Origin of the sequence: Streptomyces sp. NPDC002742 (assembly GCF_042888885.1) — a bacterium.
Classification (GTDB): domain Bacteria; phylum Actinomycetota; class Actinomycetes; order Streptomycetales; family Streptomycetaceae; genus Streptomyces.
Genome location: NZ_JBIAQF010000010.1, coordinates 1 through 16,499, shown reverse-complemented (window position 1 = coordinate 16,499; position 16,499 = coordinate 1). Strand labels below are relative to the sequence as shown.

The 16,499-nt window shown below is 70.3% G+C and carries 14 protein-coding genes; 4 read left to right on the top strand and 10 right to left on the bottom strand.

The window, feature by feature from the left end:
- Positions 1-218 precede the first annotated feature (218 nt).
- Genes ACFYW8_RS19060 through ACFYW8_RS19015 form a run of 10 tightly spaced genes read right to left on the bottom strand, consistent with a single transcriptional unit; the run spans position 219 to position 10,572 of the window.
- Complete coding sequence (locus ACFYW8_RS19060) at positions 219-1,718, bottom strand: NADH-quinone oxidoreductase subunit N (RefSeq protein ID WP_389076291.1); 1,500 nt, start codon at positions 1,716-1,718, stop codon at positions 219-221.
- The gene (locus ACFYW8_RS19055; protein ID WP_389076286.1) at positions 1,715-3,289 is read right to left on the bottom strand and encodes a NuoM family protein; all 1,575 of its coding nucleotides are present in this window, start codon (positions 3,287-3,289) and stop codon (positions 1,715-1,717) included. Before ACFYW8_RS19055 ends, ACFYW8_RS19060 begins: the two co-directional genes overlap by 4 nt.
- Before the next feature lie 6 nt (positions 3,290-3,295).
- Complete coding sequence (locus ACFYW8_RS19050) at positions 3,296-5,287, bottom strand: NADH-quinone oxidoreductase subunit L (protein ID WP_365870912.1); 1,992 nt, start codon at positions 5,285-5,287, stop codon at positions 3,296-3,298.
- The gene (gene nuoK, locus ACFYW8_RS19045) at positions 5,284-5,670 is read right to left on the bottom strand and encodes an NADH-quinone oxidoreductase subunit NuoK (protein ID WP_365870913.1); all 387 of its coding nucleotides are present in this window, start codon (positions 5,668-5,670) and stop codon (positions 5,284-5,286) included. The genes ACFYW8_RS19050 and nuoK overlap by 4 nt, the downstream gene beginning before the upstream one ends.
- On the bottom strand, positions 5,670-6,335 hold the full coding sequence (locus tag ACFYW8_RS19040) for an NADH-quinone oxidoreductase subunit J (protein ID WP_365870914.1): 666 nt from the start codon (positions 6,333-6,335) through the stop codon (positions 5,670-5,672). The genes nuoK and ACFYW8_RS19040 overlap by 1 nt, the downstream gene beginning before the upstream one ends.
- Positions 6,332-6,958 carry a NuoI/complex I 23 kDa subunit family protein gene (locus ACFYW8_RS19035; RefSeq protein ID WP_389076277.1) on the bottom strand — a complete coding sequence of 209 codons (627 nt, stop codon included), beginning with the start codon at positions 6,956-6,958 and terminating at the stop codon, positions 6,332-6,334. Before ACFYW8_RS19035 ends, ACFYW8_RS19040 begins: the two co-directional genes overlap by 4 nt.
- Positions 6,959-6,960: 2 nt before the next feature.
- A complete protein-coding gene (locus tag ACFYW8_RS19030; RefSeq protein ID WP_389076273.1) occupies positions 6,961-7,929 on the bottom strand; it encodes an NADH-quinone oxidoreductase subunit H in 969 nt (322 codons plus the stop codon).
- Positions 7,926-9,434 (bottom strand): NADH-quinone oxidoreductase subunit C, encoded by a 1,509-nt coding sequence (locus tag ACFYW8_RS19025; protein ID WP_389076270.1) that lies wholly within the window; start codon positions 9,432-9,434, stop codon positions 7,926-7,928. The genes ACFYW8_RS19030 and ACFYW8_RS19025 overlap by 4 nt, the downstream gene beginning before the upstream one ends.
- Positions 9,431-10,168: an NADH-quinone oxidoreductase subunit NuoB gene (gene nuoB, locus ACFYW8_RS19020; protein ID WP_389076265.1), complete on the bottom strand. Its 738-nt coding sequence runs from the start codon at positions 10,166-10,168 to the stop codon at positions 9,431-9,433. The genes ACFYW8_RS19025 and nuoB overlap by 4 nt, the downstream gene beginning before the upstream one ends.
- Positions 10,159-10,572: an NADH-quinone oxidoreductase subunit A gene (locus ACFYW8_RS19015; protein WP_261705261.1), complete on the bottom strand. Its 414-nt coding sequence runs from the start codon at positions 10,570-10,572 to the stop codon at positions 10,159-10,161. Before ACFYW8_RS19015 ends, nuoB begins: the two co-directional genes overlap by 10 nt.
- Before the next feature lie 304 nt (positions 10,573-10,876).
- On the opposite strand from ACFYW8_RS19015, the gene ACFYW8_RS19010 reads away from it, so the two are divergent.
- The 4 genes from ACFYW8_RS19010 to ACFYW8_RS18995 form a co-directional block, all read left to right on the top strand.
- On the top strand, positions 10,877-12,076 hold the full coding sequence (locus ACFYW8_RS19010) for a sensor domain-containing protein (protein WP_365870919.1): 1,200 nt from the start codon (positions 10,877-10,879) through the stop codon (positions 12,074-12,076).
- A gap of 433 nt (positions 12,077-12,509) precedes the next feature.
- Complete coding sequence (locus ACFYW8_RS19005; protein ID WP_389076256.1) at positions 12,510-13,865, top strand: sensor histidine kinase; 1,356 nt, start codon at positions 12,510-12,512, stop codon at positions 13,863-13,865.
- A 527-nt stretch (positions 13,866-14,392) separates the two neighbouring features.
- Positions 14,393-15,052, top strand: coding sequence for a response regulator transcription factor (locus ACFYW8_RS19000; RefSeq protein WP_351124758.1), 660 nt, complete (start codon positions 14,393-14,395; stop codon positions 15,050-15,052).
- A 236-nt stretch (positions 15,053-15,288) separates the two neighbouring features.
- Positions 15,289-16,499, top strand: a 1,211-nt coding sequence (locus tag ACFYW8_RS18995) for a 2-oxoacid:acceptor oxidoreductase family protein (RefSeq protein ID WP_389076251.1), incomplete at its 3' end; no start/stop codon positions are given.

Here is a 16,499-nt window from a genome sequence, read left to right as displayed (position 1 = left end):
TGGTCAACGCCAGACGGAGAGCACTAGTTCCCTTGTGCGCACTGCCCGGTGCGTGGGCCGTCCGGGTGATTCGAACGGCGACGCACACGTGCGCGTGCCACTTGGAGGGGGCGGAGGAACCCGTTGGACGGGGCGGCGAAACCCGGTCGGGATCGGGTCGGGAAACCGGTCGGCGAATCAGAAGAGACGCTCCGGGAGAGACGGTTCAGAAGAGCGGTTCAGAAGAGAGCGGTCTCCGAGAAGCGCAGGATCAACTGGGGCGCCCCGGACAGGACGACACCCAGGACGGCCGTCAGGGCGATGGCCGCGGTGAGCGGAACCGGTGCTCGGTGCGCAACCGGCTCGCCTTCGGGAGCGCGGAAGAGCAGCGTCGTCCACTGAAGGTAGTAGAAGAGCGCGATCACCACGTTGACGGCCATGACGACGGCCAGCCAGCCGAGCCCCGCGTCGACCGCGGCGGAGAAGACGGTCACCTTCGCGAAGAGGCCGATGATGCCCGGGGGCAGACCGGCGAGGCAGAGCAGGAAGAAGCCGAGAACCAGCGCGGAGAGGGGGCTCTCGGCGTACAGGCCCCGGTAGTCGCTGATTCGGTTCAGGGGGCTTTTGCGTGCCACCAGGGCGGCCACGGCGAAGGCACCGAGGTTCACAGCGGCGTACATGAGGGCGTACGCCACGGTGGAGCCGATGGCCTTCTCGGCGTCCTTGGAATAGGCGGCGGCCGCGATCGGGACCAGCAGGTAGCCGGCCTGCCCGACGGAGGACCAGGCGAGCAGCCGTACGGCGCTGTACGCGCGCGTGGACCGCTGTCGCAGGGCGCCGACGTTCCCGACCGTCATGGTGAGGGCTGCCAGTGCCGCCAGCGCCGGGCCCCAGACGTCCGCGTACGAGGGGAAGGCGACGACGGTGACGAGGATCAGCCCGGAGAAGCCGACCGCCTTGCCGACGACCGACAGATAGGCGGCGATCGGCAGGGGAGCCCCTACGTAGGTGTCGGGCACCCAGAAATGGAAGGGCACGGCGGCCGTCTTGAAGGCGAAGCCGACCAGGGTGAGGACGACGCCTGTCTGGGCGAGGGTGTGGAACTGTCCGTCGACGTGCTGGATCCGGTCCGCGATCTGCGTGAGGTAGAGGGTGCCGGTCGTCGCGTAGACGAAGCTGACACCCATCAGGCTCACCGCTGTCGCGGTGACCGAGGACAGGAAGAACTTCAGGGCCGCTTCCGAGGACTTCTTGTCGCCGCGCTTGATGCCGACGAGCGCGAAGGCGGGCAGCGAGGCGACTTCCAGGGCGACGATGAGGGTCGCGAGGTCACGGGAGGCGGGCAGCAGGGCGGCGCCGGCCGCCGAGGAGAGCAGCAGGAACCAGTACTCCCCCTCAGGGAGTTCCCTGTCGGCGTCCTTCAGGGCGGTGACCGACAGCAGGGCGACGAGGAGCGCGCCGCCGAGAACCAGGAACTGGATGACCAGGGTGAAGCGGTCCGCCACATAGCTGCAGCCGTTCGCGTCGCCCGTCAGGCAGAACGTGGCCCGGTCGCCGTCCCGGAGGGGCAGAAGCAACAGCGCGGACGCGGCGAGGCCCGCCACTGACATCCAGCCGAGTACGGCCTTCCTCGCGTCGCCGATGAAGAGATCGGTGACGAGCACGACGAGTCCGACGACCGCGGCGAGGGTGGGCGGCGCGATGGCGAGCCAGTCGACGGACTGGACCAGGGAACTCATCGGGTGCCTCCTGCGAGGAGCTGCTGTACGGCCGGGTCGGTCAGACCGAGCAGGGCCCGGGGCCACAGACCGGCGACGACGGTGAGGGCGACGAGCGGCGTCCAGGCGGCGAACTCGTAGTCCTGGACGTCGGCGAGTTTCGGTGAATCCTGCGGCGTCGCGCCCATGCAGACGCGGCGTACCACGATGAGCATGTACGCGGCGGTGAGCAGTGTGCCGAACGCGGCGATCGCCATGAATGTCAGATAAGCGGGACGGCTGAGGCCGGCTGCGGGCTCGAACGCGCCGAACAGCGCCAGCATCTCGCCCCAGAACCCGGCAAGGCCCGGCAGCCCGAGCGAGGCGACCGCGGCGAACGCCAGCAGGCCGCCGAGGCGCGGGGCCTTGCCGTACAGCGCGGCGCCCGTCCCTTCGGCGAGAGTGTCGAGGTCGCTGGTGCCCGTACGGTCCTTCAGCGCTCCGACGAGGAAGAAGAGGAGACCGGTGATGAGCCCGTGGGCGATGTTGGCGAACAGCGCGCCGTTGACACCGGTCGGGGTCATCGTCGAGATGCCGAGCAGGACGAAGCCCATGTGGCCGACGGAGGAGTAGGCGATGAGCCGCTTGAGGTCGCCCTTCGCACCCTGCTTGGCGAGGGCCAGGCAGGCCAGGGAGCCGTAGATGATCCCGACCACGGCGAAGGCGGCGAGGTAGGGGGCGAAGGTCCGGAAGCCGTCCGGCGCGATGGGCAGCAGGATCCGGACGAACCCGTACGTGCCCATCTTCAGCATGACGCCGGCCAGCAGCACCGAGCCGACGGTCGGGGCGGCGGTGTGGGCGTCGGGCAGCCAGCTGTGCAGCGGCCACATCGGCGTCTTGACCGCGAGCCCGATTCCGATCGCCAGAACGGCGATGACCTGCACGGATGTGCTCAGCGACCGGCCGTTGTCAGTGGCGAGTGCCACCATGTCGAATGTGCCCGCCTTGATTCCGATCAGGAGCAGGCCGAGCAGCATGACGACCGAACCGAGCAGGGTGTAGAGGATGAACTTCCAGGCCGCGGCCTGGCGCTGGGCACCGCCCCAGCGGGCGATGAGGAAGTACATCGGGATCAGGACGGTCTCGAACGCGAGGAAGAACAGCAGCAGATCGAGGACGGCGAAGGTCGCGAGCGTGCCGGACTCGAGGACGAGCAGCAGTACGACGAATGCCTTCGGGGTCGGGCCCGCGGGCATCTTGAAGTAGGAATACAGCGCGCAGAGGAAGGTCAGCAGCGCGGTCAGGACCAGAAGGGGGAGGGAAATGCCGTCGACACCGAGGTGGATCCGCACGTGGAGTGCGGGGATCCAGCTGATGTCCGTCGTGGCCTGCATCTTCGACGGATGGTCGTGGTCGAAGCCGAGCGCGAGGACGATCGCGGCCATGAGAACCACGCCCGTGACGGTCACGCCGTGGCGCAGCACTGCCTGCTCGGGCGACTTCCCCTTCAGCCCTGGCGGGGCCGGCAGAAGGGTGGCGGCGGCCCCGATGAGCGGGCCGACGACGATCAACGCGAGAAGAATCTGCATCACGGATTCACTGATATCGATCACGCGTGCTCACGCTCCCGTGGCGACGAGGAGGACGGCGACCACCAGGACGACGGTGCCGGCGAGCAGCGCGCTCACATAGGTCTGCACATTGCCGGTCTGCGCACGACGTACGGCCGTGCCCAGCCAGCGGGGTAGGGCGCCCGCACCGCGTACATAGGTGTCGACGACCTCTCGGTCGAGGAACCGGACGAGCGAGGCTCCGGCCTGGACCGGGCGGACGAACAGCACGGTGTACACGGCGTCGAGGTGGAAGCCGACGGCCGCGTGACGGTGAAGCGGGCCGAGGAGCAGCCGGCCCGGGTCCGCCGGGTCGGGGACGTAGGCCACGTCTCCGAAGGCTGGTGCGTGGCCGGCGATGGCCTCGGCCTCGACCTGTCCGGCATCGGCGCCGGGGTGGGCCGCGACCGCACCCAGGGGGACTCGGGCCGCGAGGGCCGTGGTGTGCCGCCAGGCTCCGTAGGTGACGATCCCGCCGACCAGGGCGAGTCCTGTGCCGAGTACCGAGGTGGTGAGGACCGGCGTCAGGTCGCGGCCGTCGAACCAGTCGGGCAGCGGGCCGAAGGCCAGACCGAACGCGAGCGAGGGGAGGGCGAGCACCCACAGCACGGCCGTCATGGTGATCGGCTGCCTGCCGTGGTCCGGGGCCTCGGCTCCGTGTCCGCGGAAGGCCAGCAGCCACAGCCGGGTCGCGTACGCGGCGGTGAGGACGGCGGTGACCAGGCCGGTGACCAGGACGATCCAGCCCGCGGCGCCGGGGGCTTGCTCTGTGTGCCCGGTGGCGACGTGCTCGGCGGCTCCGAGGACGGCCTCCTTGGAGAAGAAGCCGCTGAATGGAGGGATCGCCGCGAGCGCGAGCAGCGCCACGGTCATCGTCCAGAAGGCGTCGGGGACGCGGGTGCGCAGGTCCTTCATCCGGGACATGACGGCCAGCGAGTTGGTACCGGACGCGTGGATGATCACGCCGGCGGCGAGGAACAGCAGCGCCTTGAAGGCGCCGTGCGCGAGGAGGTGGAAGACGGCGGCACCGCGGTCGCCGACGGCGAGGGCGCCGGCCATGTAGCCGAGCTGACCGATCGTCGAGTAGGCGAGGACCCGTTTGATGTCGTCCTGGGCGAGCGCCGCGAGTCCCGAACCGACCATCGTGACACCGGCCATGACGGCGAGCACGACCATCGCGGCCGCGGAGGCCTGGAAGACGGGGAGGAGCCGGGCGACGAAGTAGATACCGGCGGCGACCATCGTCGCGGCGTGGATCAGCGCGGAGACGGGTGTGGGGCCCGCCATCGCGTCGGGCAGCCAGGTGTGCAGCGGGAACAGCGCCGACTTGCCCGCCACGCCCGCGAGGAGCAGCAGGGCGACCAGGGTGGCGTGGTGCAGTCCACCGCTCACGACGGTGCCGAGGACCGCGGTGATCCGGAAGGAACCGGCGTCGGTGGCCAGCGCGAACAGGCCGATGAGGAAGGGGACGTCGCCGAATTTGGTGACCAGGAAGGCCTTGAGGGAGGCGGCGCGGGCCTCGGGGGTCTCCCAGTAGTGGCCGACCAGGAAGTACGAGCAGATGCCCATGACCTCCCAGCCGACCAGCAGCACCATCAGGTCGCCGGAGTAGACGACGAGCAGCATCGCGGAGGTGAACAGGGAGACGAGAGCGGCGTACGAGGGGTAGCGCGGGTCGTCGTGCAGGTAGCCCGTCGAATAGATCTGCACGCAGGTGGCGACGACGCCGACGAGTACGGCGACGAGGGCGGCGAAGCCGTCGATGTACAGGCCCAGTTCGATGGGGACCGAGCCGGTCGGGGTGAGTTCGGTGTGCGTTTCGATGGCCTGGCCGCCGCCCTGGTGCACCGCGACCAGCACGGCGAGGACGAGCGACGCGAGGGTCGGCAGGACGGCGAGCGGACGGACGAAGCCCGGCGCCGCCCGGCCGAGGAGTAGTCCGGCGACGGCTGCGATGAACGGAAGGAGGGGAACGAGGACGGCGAGGGTGGTCGTGGTCACGCGGTGGCCTCAGCCTTCTCGGCCGCGGGGGCGTCGCTGTCGGGGTCGTCGCTGTCGGGGCCGTGGCCCTCGGCGGTGTCGCGGAGCTTGTCGATGTCCGACGTGCCGCCGTTGCGGTACACGGCCAGGACGATCGCCAGGCCGATGCCGATCTCGGCGGCGGCGATGGCGATGGTGAACAGGGTCAGGGCCTGGCCGGAATGCAGCCTGTCGCGGGCGGCCCTGGAGAGCCAGACGTCGAAGGCGACGAGGTTCAGGTTGACGGCGTTGAGCATCAGCTCGACCGACATCAGGACCAGGATCGCGTTGCGGCGTGCGAGGACTCCGTACAGCCCCGTGCAGAACAGGAGGGCTGCGAGCACGGCGGGATAGGCGAGGTGCATCAGCGGACACCTTCCTTGTCCTGCTTGCCGTCGCGGCTTCCCGGGACCTGAGGCGTGGTGGTCGTCGTGGTCGTCCCGGCGGCGTCCGCCTTGGCCTTGCGGGAGAGGACGATCGCGCCGACCAGGGCGGCGAGGAGGAGGACGGAGAGCGCTTCGAAGGGGAGGACCCAGTTCTGGAAGAGGCTCGCTCCGGTCACCTCGGTGGAACCGGCGGCGGCGCCGTTCAGGTCGACCCAGGTAGTGCGGAAGGCGTCGACGACGACCCAGACCAGGGCGCCGGCCGAGGCCACGGCCACGGTCAGGGCGGCCCAGCGGTTGCCGGAGTCGGCGTCCGGGGAGCGGCCGATCGGGGCCCTCGTGAGCATCAGACCGAACAGAAGGAGGACGACGACGGAACCGACGTAGATGAGGACCTGGACCCAGGCGATGAACTCGGCCGTCAGCAGCAGGTATTCGACGGCGAGGCCGCCGAGGGCGACCACCAGCCAGAGTGCCGCGTGCACCAGTTGCTTGGTGGTGACGGTGACGATCGCGGCGCCGAAGGTGAGCACGCCGACGAGGAGGAAGGCGATCTCGACGCCGGTCGGGGAGAGGAAGCCGTGATGCTCGGCGGCAACCGTGGTGGTCGCTTGGGCCGCCGTGGCCGTGGCTGCTGCGAAGGTCACGACTGTCCCTCCTGCGGGCCGGAGGGGGGTGTGGCCGGAGACTCTGCCGGAGCGGAGGCCGAGGGGTCGGCCTGTGCTGCCTGCTGGGCCTGTGCTGCCTGCTCGGTGGCGAGTTTGTCGGCGGTTTTGCGGGCGGCGGCCATTTCCTTGGGTTCTTCGGCACCCGGGTCGAGGGCGGGCGGAGCCGGGACGGTCCACATCCACTCACGGAGCTTGTCGCGTTCGTGGGTGAGTTCGTGGATGTCGGTCTCCGCGTACTCGAACTCCGGGGTCCAGAACAGCGCGTCGAACGGACAGACCTCGATGCAGATACCGCAGTACATGCACAGGGAGAAGTCGATGGCGAAGCGGTCGAGGACGTTGCGGCTGCGCTCGCGGCCGCCTGGGGCCGCGGGCAGGACCGTCTCCTTGTGGGAGTCGATGTAGATGCACCAGTCCGGGCACTCGCGGGCGCACAGCATGCAGACCGTGCAGTTCTCTTCGAACAGGGCGATGACGCCGCGGGTGCGGGGCGGGAGTTCGGGCTGGGCGTCCGGGTACTGCGCGGTGACGGTCTTCTTCGTCATCGTGCGGAGGGTGACGGCCAGGCCCTTGGCGAGGCCGGAGCCAGGAATGGGGGCCATGGTTACGTGATCACCACCTTGACGATGCCGGTGAGGGCGATCTGGGCGAGGGACAGGGGGACGAGGAGGGTCCAGGAGAGTTTCTGGAGCTGGTCCTCGCGCAGGCGGGGGTAGGTGACGCGGAGCCAGATGACGACGAAGGCGAGGATCGCGCTCTTCAGGAGGGTCCAGACCCAGCCGAGACCGTCGGCGCCCCAGGGACCGTGCCAGCCGCCCAGGAAGAGGACGGTGGTCAGACCGCACAGGACGACGATGCCGGCGTACTCGGCGAGCAGGAACAGGGCGAAACGCAGGCCCGTGTACTCGGTGTAGGCGCCGAAGATGATCTCGGAGTCGGCGACGGGCATGTCGAAGGGGGGCCGTTGGAGTTCGGCGAGGCCGGCGACGAAGAACACGATCGCGCCGACGATCTGCCAGGGCAGCCACCACCACTGGAAGGCGTCCACGATGCCGGGGAGCGACACCGTGCCGGCCGCCATCGCGACCGAGGCCGCCGTCAGGAGCATCGGGAGCTCGTACGCGAGCAGCTGGGCGGCGGTGCGCAGGCCGCCGAGGAGGGAGAACTTGTTGGCCGACGCCCAGCCCGCCATGAGCGAGCCGAGGACGCCCACGCCCATCACGGCGAGGACGAAGAAGATGCCCGCGTCGACGACCTCGCCGACCGCGCCCTCACCCGGGCCGATCGGGATGACGAGGAGGACCAGGAGGTACGGAAGGAGGGCCACCGCGGGGGCGAGCTGGAAGATGCGCCGGTCCGCGCCCGCGGGGACGATGTCTTCCTTCTGCGCGAACTTCACTCCGTCCGCGACGAGTTGTGCCCAGCCGTGGAAGCCGCCCGCGTACATCGGGCCGAGGCGGCCCTGCATGTGGGCCATCACCTTGTGCTCTGTCTGGCCGACGATCAGGGGGAACGTCAGGAACACGACGAAGACGACGAGGAGGCGTAGGGCGACGTCGAGAGCGTCGTTCACCGCGTACCTCCGGTGGGGTCGTCGGGGGTGGGGGTCGACTCCGGGTCGGCGGAGTTCGATTCGCCGGGCTTCGGGTCGGCGGGCTTCGGGTCGGCGGAAGTCGGTTGAGGAGAATTCGGTTGAGGAGAATTCGGTTGGGAGCTGGGCTTCGCCTTCGGCTCCGGACCTGGCTCCGGCTCGGACTCCGGCTCGGACTCCGGCTCGGGCTCCGGCTCGGGCTCCGGCATCGCGTCCGGGAGGCGTTCGGGCTCACTCCAGGAATCCGGCTCGGGCTCGGGCTTCGCCTCGGATCTCGGGGCGGACCCAGCCCCGGGCTTCGGCCCCGCTGTCGCTTCGGGCTTTGGTCCCTGTTCCGCCTTCGGTTCCGGCGTCGCTTCGGGCTTCGGTCCCTGTTCCGCCTTCGGCTCCGGCGTCGCTTCGGGCTTCGGTCCCTGTTCCGCCTTCGGTTCCGAGTCGTCGAAAGCGGGCTTCGCCTGGTGCCACGGAGCATCGGCGTCGCGCCTCGCGGCCGGCCTTCTGCCAGGCGTCGTGGCCGAGTCGGGCTCGGCGGCCCGCGAGGCACTCGCCGGGGCGGGCGGTTCGGCGGAAGCCGCGGGAGCCGTCGGGTCCGTGGCAGCCGTTGATTCCGAGGGAGCCGTCGGGTCCGAAAGGGGCGTCGGGTCCGAAAGGGGCGTCTGTTGTGTCCGTTGGGTCGCGGAGCCCTGGCTTGCGCTGCGGGCTCGGCGTGCGGGTCGCGCGGCTTCCGCACCGGAAGCGGCACTCGCCCCGGCCGACGCCGCACCAGCGCTCGTGGCGTCGGCGGTTGCGCCCGCGTCGGCATCGGCGAGGGCGGCGGACGCCTGGCTGGCCGAGCCCTCCCCCGCCGTGCGGGCCCTGCGCACCGGGCGGTCGCCGGCGGGGCGGGCCGCGCCACGGGCCGGGCGGGACGGAGCCGGGGGGAGTTGGCCCTTGAGGGGGCCCCACTCGTTGGGGTCGGGGACGCCGGGCGGAAGCATCTGGCGGCGCTTCGGGCCGCCGTGCTCGGACTCGCCGGGTTCCTTCGCGCCGGGCCATGCCTTGGCGACGCGGGCGGCCAGGACGAAGTCCTTGCGGAGCGGATGGCCTTCGAAGCCCTCCGGCAGCAGCAGCGGGTCGAGGCCGGGGTGGCCCTCGAAGGTCACCCCGAACATCTCGTGGGTCTCGCGCTCGTGCCAGGCGGCGCCCGCGTAGACGGAGACCGCCGACGGCAGGACCGGGGTGGCGTGCGGGACGGTCGTACGGACGAGGAGGCGCCGTACCGGGGACAGGGCCACCACGTGGGCCGAGACGCGAAAGCCCGTGCCCGGTTCGTCGACGGCGCTCAGCCAGTCGAAGTAGGTGCAGCCCAGCGCGTCGCGGGCTGTGGCCAGGGCCGCGATCCAGGAGGTCGGCGGTACGTCGACTGTCAGGACCTCGTACGACTCCTCGGCCGTGGCGTCGGAGCCGAAGAGTTCCTCGGCGGGGCCGGGGAGCCAGCCGACGGTCATCGGTCCTCCTCGCCGGGTGCGGTCGAATCCGTCTGAGGAGCGGTCGGAGCCACCCCGGGAGCGGTCGAATCCGTCTGAGGAGCGGTCGGAGCCACCCCGGGAGCGGTCGGGTCCGCCTCAGGAGCGGCCGGGTTCTCCGTGGGCGGTGCCGGTGGCTTCATCAGGCCGCTCTGGAGTGCGGCGGCCGACGGTCGCGGCGCGCCGGACCCGTAGCGCTCCCCCAGCGATTCCCGGGCGATCTTCTCCTGGAGCTTGAGGATGCCCTGGAGCAGGGCCTCGGGGCGCGGCGGGCACCCGGGAACGTAGACGTCGACGGGGATGATCTGGTCGACGCCCTTGGTGACGGAGTACGAGTCCCAGTACGGGCCGCCGCAGTTGGAGCAGGCGCCGAAGGAGATCACGTACTTCGGTTCGGGCATCTGCTCGTACAGGCGCTTGACCGCGGGTGCCATCTTGTCCGTGACCGTGCCCGACACCACCATCAGGTCGGCCTGGCGGGGGCCCGGCGCGAACGGGATCACGCCGAGGCGGATGAAGTCGTGGCGGGCCATCGACGCGGCGATGAACTCGATCGCGCAGCAGGCGAGGCCGAAGTTGAAGACCCAGAGCGAGTAGCGGCGGCCCCAGTTCAGGACCACTTTCATGGGCTCGGGGGCGAGTCGGGCGAGCGCGCCGAGCCGCTTGGGCTCGGGCAGCAGCACCGGCTGTTCCGGGGCGGAGGGGGTCACGTCCATGTCAGGACGCCCTTCTTATATGCGTACAGCAGGCCCACGGCCAGGAAGCCGAGGAAGATGAACATCTCGACCAGCGTCGCGGCGCCGTAGCCGGGAGCGGCGAAGACCGTGGCCCAGGGGAAGAGGAAGATCGAGTCGACGGCGAAGATGACGTAGAGGAACGCGTACACGTAGTAGCGGACCTGGGTGTGGGCCCAGCCCTCGCCGACGGGGTCGACACCGCACTCGTACGTCAGGAGTTTCTCGGGGGTGGGGACCACGGGCCGCAGCAGGCGGCCGGCCCCGAAGGCGACGGCGACGAACAGCACGCCCACGACGGCGAGCAGTCCGACGACCGAGTAGGACTGGAAGTAGTCCGCCGCGACGACGGCCCCGGTCGCCGCGAGAACGGTCGGTTCCGGCACGTCAGCCCCTCACTCCCTGACCTCGTTGCGCCCCGTCGTGCGCCGTCGCGCACTCTGTGATGCGCCATGTTCGACGATCTGTACGGACGGGAGTCTAGGGCCTGCTAAAGAGAGCGTAAGCAGCCCGTCACGCCTCGGCCATCCCTCGACCATCGGTGGCTCGTTCACGTCTCACGGTGTGAACGCGTCCCGGGAGCACCTCGGCGTCGCACCCTGCCCCACCCCCGGGGGTGGGGTTTTCCCCAGTGCATCGCGGCGGTCCACCTCATGGCGCGGCGGCGCGCCGCCGGGCAGGCTAGCGGATATGACCGAACGCATCGCGCCCACCAGTCCGCCGGACGATCCGTCCGACGGTGACCGGCTGTCCCCCGCGAGACTCGCCCTCGACCGGCAGACCTGGCTGGAGATCGCCCATCTCCTGGCAAACCTGCCGGCCTCGATCATCGGATTCGTGTACGTGGTGACGATGCTCGCCACGGGCGCGGGGCTCGCGGTGACGGTCGTCGGACTGCCGCTGCTCGCGGCCGGGCTGCGGGGTTCGCGACAGCTGGGCAAGGTGGAGCGGGCGCGGGCGCGGCGGCTGTTGGGGCTGCGGATCGACGAGCCGAGCCCGTTGCCGGTGCGCCGGACCGGCTTCTTCGGCTGGCTGTGGTCGAGCCTGAAGGACCCGGTGGGCTGGCGCGCGGTGCTGTACGACTTGATACGGCTGCCCTGGGGCGTCCTCACCTTCGCGGTGACGCTCGTGTCGCTGTTCGTTCTGTGGCCGGTGCTGCCGTTCATCGCGCGGGGGCTGACGAACGTGGACCGGGCGATGGTTCGCGGGCTGCTGTCCCCCTCCGACGAGTTGGAGCGGCGCATCGCCGAACTGGAGTCGGACCGGGGGGTCGTGGTCGACACGGCCGCCGCCGATCTGCGCCGTATCGAGCGCGATCTGCACGACGGCGCTCAGGCCCGGCTCGTCAATCTCGCGATGGGGCTCGGCCTGGCGAAGGAGAAGCTCCTGGAGGACCCCGACGCCGCGGCGTCGATGGTCGACGAGGCGCACGGCGAGGTGAAGCTCGCCCTTCAGGAACTGCGTGACCTGGCCCGCGGCATCCACCCGGCGGTCCTCACCGACCGGGGTCTGGACGCCGCCCTCTCCGCCATCGCCTCGCGGTGCACCGTGCCCGTGAAGGTGACCGCCGAACTGGACACGCGGCCGGCCGCCGCCATCGAGGGCATCGCCTATTTCACCGTCTCCGAACTGCTCCAGAACGTCAGTAAGCACAGCGGGGCGAGGTCCGCGTCCGTCGAGGTCTGGCGGACGGACCAGCGACTGCTCATCCAGGTCGCGGACGACGGCCGCGGCGGGGCCGGCCTCGACGGCGGTACGGGTATGGCGGGGCTCGCGGACCGGCTCGGCGCGGTGGACGGACTGTTCGTCGTCGAGTCACCGGTGGGCGGCCCGACGGTCATCACGGCCGAACTTCCGTGGCGGGACCGCCAGAACGAACCCGCGCCGTAACCGTCGGAAAAAACCCGCGCGGCAACCGGGAACGAGCCCACGCAGCGGCCGGGGAACGAGCCCGCGCAGCAGCCGGGGAACGAGCCGTGGCGCTGGCGAGGCCGCCCCACAGAGGACAAAAGGCAGAGGGCCGGGCCGCCCCCGGTTCACTCGATGGAGACCCCCGGCCGGACACCCCCGCCTGGACGCCCCGGCTGGAGGGGCACGAAGGATCCTGGACGGCGGCCCCGGGCAAGGCCTCCCGGCAGAAGCCCCGCCCGGGTTCGCAAAGTGAGGCAGGTAGGGAAAACCCCCCGTTCAAGACGCCGATCCGCTCCATGTCCGGCCGACGTCACCGGCGGCAGGCTTGAGGGAGCAGCCGACGAGCGGAACCGGTCGGGGCGCAGGACGAGACGGTCGAGACGCAGGACGAGACGAGAGAACGGACGAACCGATGGCCACGGAGTACGGACACGGATACGGGCACCGGAGCGGTCCCGGATTCGACGAGGCGGGTGCCGGACGGCGGCGGCACCGTCTTCCGGCCCCGCTGAGGACGCCGATCGAGGCCCGCAGCTGGCGAGAGTTCGGTTATGTGATGCTGGGCCTCCCGCTCGGGATCATCATGTTCACGTTCGCCGTCACGATGGTCTCGCTCGGCGCGGGCCTGCTGATCACCTTCCTCGGCATCCCGGTGCTCGCCGCCGCGCTGGCCGGCTGCCGCGGCTTCGGCTCGCTGGAGCGGGCGAGGGCGCGCGGGCTGCTCGGTGTCGAGGTGGCCGAGCCCGAGCCGCTGAGGATGAAGAAGCACGGGGCCATGGCGTGGATGGGCGCCGTACTCAAGAGCGGTACGTCGTGGCGACACCTGCTGTACGCGGTGGTCCAGTTCCCGTGGTCGGTGTTCTCCTTCGTCGTGGCTCTGAACTTCTGGGCGTACGGGTGGGCGCTGCTGACGTACCCGCTGTGGTTCTGGATCTTCCCGATGTACGGCGGTCAGGACGGACTCCAGCTTTACGGCGACGGGACGCACTCCATCTATCTCGACAACCCGTTCGAGATCACGGTGACCGCGCTCGTGGGGCTGCTCTTCACGATGGCGACCCCGTGGATCGTGCGGGCGCTGACGAGCGTGGACCGGCTGATGGTGCACGGGCTGCTCGGCCCCTCGCGGCTGGCCACGCGGGTGGTGGAGCTGGAGTCGGACAGGGGAGTCGTGGTCGACACGGCCGCCGCCGATCTGCGCCGTATCGAGCGCGATCTGCACGACGGCGCGCAGGCCCGGCTCGTCGCTCTGGCAATGGACCTGGGGCTCGCCAAGGAGAAGCTGTCCGAGGACCCCGAGGCTGCGGCGCGGATGGTGGACGAGGCGCACGGCGAGGTCAAGACGGCGCTGCAGGAGCTGCGGGACCTCGCCCGCGGCATCCATCCGGCGGTGCTGACCGACCGCGGGCTCGACGCGGCGCTGTCCGCGGTGGCCTCACGGTGCACGGTGCCGGTGCAGGTGGAGGTGGATCTGCCGGCACGTCCGGCGCCCGCGATCGAGGGGATCGCCTACTTCACCGTCTCCGAGCTGCTGCAGAACATCAGCAAGCACTCCCGTGCGACGCGGGCGACCGTCGACGTGTGGCGGGTCGAGAACCGTCTGATGATCCAGGTCGGCGACAACGGAGTCGGCGGGGCCGGTGTCTCCGAGGGCTCGGGCCTGGCGGGGCTCACGGAGCGGCTCGACGCGGTGGACGGGATTCTGGTGGTGGACTCGCCGGTGGCCGGTCCCACCCGGATCACGGCGGAGCTGCCCTGGCGGGGCTGACACACCCCGGCTCCGCGGGTACCCCGGTGCACCCCACCGGGGTACCCGCAGGTGATGACCCCGGTGCACCCCACCGGGGTATCCGCGGGTGATGGTGGGTGAGGGTGGGGTGCCCGCAGCACGCTGTAGGCACCCCGGTGGGGTATCGGTGCCCCGCTCCGGGCGCGGGCGATGCCCCCACGCCGGGCACGAGGCCCACGCCGGACGCGACGCCTGAGGCGGGCACGACGCCCGGGAAGGGCACGAGGCCCACGCCGGGCGCGAGGCCCGGGACGGGCGCCGAAGGACGTCCGGGCAACCGGGAAAGAACGATCAACCATTCGAGCAGGACCCCTTCAGGACCATTCCAGGACTCCTCCAGGACCGCGTCCAGGCCCCCTTCGATGGCCCCCTATTCACGCCGCTCGGGCGCGTCCCGGTCCGAATGCTGGAATGCTGGGGTCTGTCGTACGAGCGGGCACGAACCCGGCGCAGCCGGAGGCGGCCCGGGGTGGGCTCTGGGGGGCCGAGGAATCGTGGAGGACAGGGTGCGGGTCGTCATCGCCGAGGATTCAGTGCTGCTCAGGGAGGGCCTGACCCGGTTGCTGACCGACCGCGGGCACGACGTCGTGGCGGGGGTCGGGGACGGCGAGGCGCTGATCAAGACGATCACCGAGTTCGCGGCGCAGGACGCGCTGCCGGACGTCGTGGTCGCGGACGTACGGATGCCGCCGACGCACACCGACGAAGGCGTGCGGGCGGCCGTACAGCTGCGCAAGGCCCATCCGGGACTCGGCGTGCTCGTGCTGTCGCAGTACGTGGAGGAGCGCTACGCCACCGAACTGCTGGCCGGTTCGAGTCGCGGGGTCGGCTATCTGCTCAAGGACCGGGTCGCCGAGGTGCGCGAGTTCGTGGACGCGGTGGTGCGGGTGGCCCAGGGGGGTACCGCGCTCGACCCGGAGGTCGTGGCGCAGCTGCTCGGCCGCAGCCGCAAGCAGGACGTGCTGGCCGGGCTGACACCGAGGGAACGAGAGGTTCTCGGGCTCATGGCCGAGGGCCGGACGAACTCCGCCATCGCCCGTCAGCTGGTGGTCAGCGACGGCGCCGTCGAGAAGCACGTCAGCAACATCTTCCAGAAACTCGGCCTGTCGCAAAGCGACGGGGATCACCGGCGTGTTCTGGCCGTTCTCACATACCTGAACTCATGAAGAACTGACAGTCTGTCAGTTGTGGAGCCGAACCGGAGGGTGAGCGGGGAGCGTCATCCGAAGAAGGGACCGGGTACGGGGGAAATCGCGACAAGTCAGGGTGTCAGGGCGTCTCAAAACCGCGTCCATCATGCGAATGGCCGAAGGAAGGCGACCCTTACCGACGTAGGGTTGAAAAAGGAAGGGTCTGTGGGAAGGCCACTCCCGGACAGCCGCCTCAAAGGAGGTCCAGTTCAGTGACGAGCAAGGTCAGCAGCCCAACGGAACAGGCCGACGAAGCCGTCGTAGGAGAACAGCGCAAACCGCCGGGGGCGAAGGACGTCCGCCGGCTCGACCGGGTCATCATCCGGTTCGCGGGGGACTCCGGTGACGGTATGCAGCTCACCGGCGACCGCTTCACATCGGAAACTGCCTCCTTCGGCAACGACCTCTCGACCCTGCCGAACTTCCCTGCCGAGATCCGCGCGCCCGCAGGCACCCTGCCGGGCGTTTCGTCTTTCCAACTGCACTTCGCCGACCACGACATCCTCACGCCGGGCGACGCGCCCAACGTGCTGGTGGCCATGAACCCGGCCGCGCTGAAGGCGAACATCGCCGATGTGCCGCGCGGCGCGGAGATCATCGTCAACACGGACGAGTTCACCAAACGGGCGATGCAGAAGGTCGGCTACGCGGCCAACCCGCTGGAGGACGGCTCGCTGGACGGCTACAACGTCCATCCCGTCCCGCTCACGACGATGACCGTCGAGGCTCTCAAGGAGTTCGAGCTCTCCCGCAAGGAGGCCGAGCGCTCCAAGAACATGTTCGCGCTGGGCCTGTTGAGCTGGATGTATCACCGGCCGACCGAGGGCACCGAGAAGTTCCTGACCACCAAGTTCGCCCGCAGGCCCCTGGTCGCGGCGGCGAACCTCGCGGCGTTCCGGGCCGGTTGGAACTTCGGCGAGACGACCGAGGACTTCGCCGTCTCCTACGAGGTCGCGCCCGCCTCGAAGGCCTTCCCGACCGGCACCTACCGCAACATCTCCGGGAACCTCGCCCTGTCCTACGGCCTGATCGCCGCCTCCCGGCAGGCCGATCTGCCCCTCTACCTGGGCTCCTACCCCATCACGCCGGCCTCGGACATCCTGCACGAACTGAGCCGGCACAAGAACTTCGGCGTCCGCACCTTCCAGGCCGAGGACGAGATCGCGGGGATCGGCGCGGCACTCGGCGCGGCGTTCGGCGGGTCGCTGGCCGTGACGACGACCTCGGGTCCCGGTGTGGCGCTGAAGTCGGAGACGATCGGGCTGGCCGTGTCGCTCGAACTGCCCCTGCTGGTCATCGACATCCAGCGTGGCGGACCGTCGACGGGTCTGCCGACCAAGACCGAGCAGGCCGACCTGCTGCAGGCGATGTACGGGCGCAACGGCGAGGCCCCGGTGCCGATCGTCGCGCCGAGGACCCCGGC

Bases quoted from the DNA above. Each gene is read 5' to 3' on its own strand.
- ACFYW8_RS19060 (WP_389076291.1), bottom strand. From the start codon at position 1,718: ATGAGTTCCCTGGTCCAGTCCGTCGACTGGCTCGCCATCGCGCCGCCC.
- nuoK (WP_365870913.1), bottom strand. From the start codon at position 5,670: ATGCACCTCGCCTATCCCGCCGTGCTCGCAGCCCTCCTGTTCTGCACG.
- ACFYW8_RS19035 (WP_389076277.1), bottom strand. From the start codon at position 6,958: ATGGCCCCCATTCCTGGCTCCGGCCTCGCCAAGGGCCTGGCCGTCACC.
- ACFYW8_RS19025 (WP_389076270.1), bottom strand. From the start codon at position 9,434: ATGACCGTCGGCTGGCTCCCCGGCCCCGCCGAGGAACTCTTCGGCTCC.
- nuoB (WP_389076265.1), bottom strand. From the start codon at position 10,168: ATGGACGTGACCCCCTCCGCCCCGGAACAGCCGGTGCTGCTGCCCGAG.
- ACFYW8_RS19010 (WP_365870919.1), top strand. From the start codon at position 10,877: ATGACCGAACGCATCGCGCCCACCAGTCCGCCGGACGATCCGTCCGAC.
- ACFYW8_RS19005 (WP_389076256.1), top strand. From the start codon at position 12,510: ATGGCCACGGAGTACGGACACGGATACGGGCACCGGAGCGGTCCCGGA.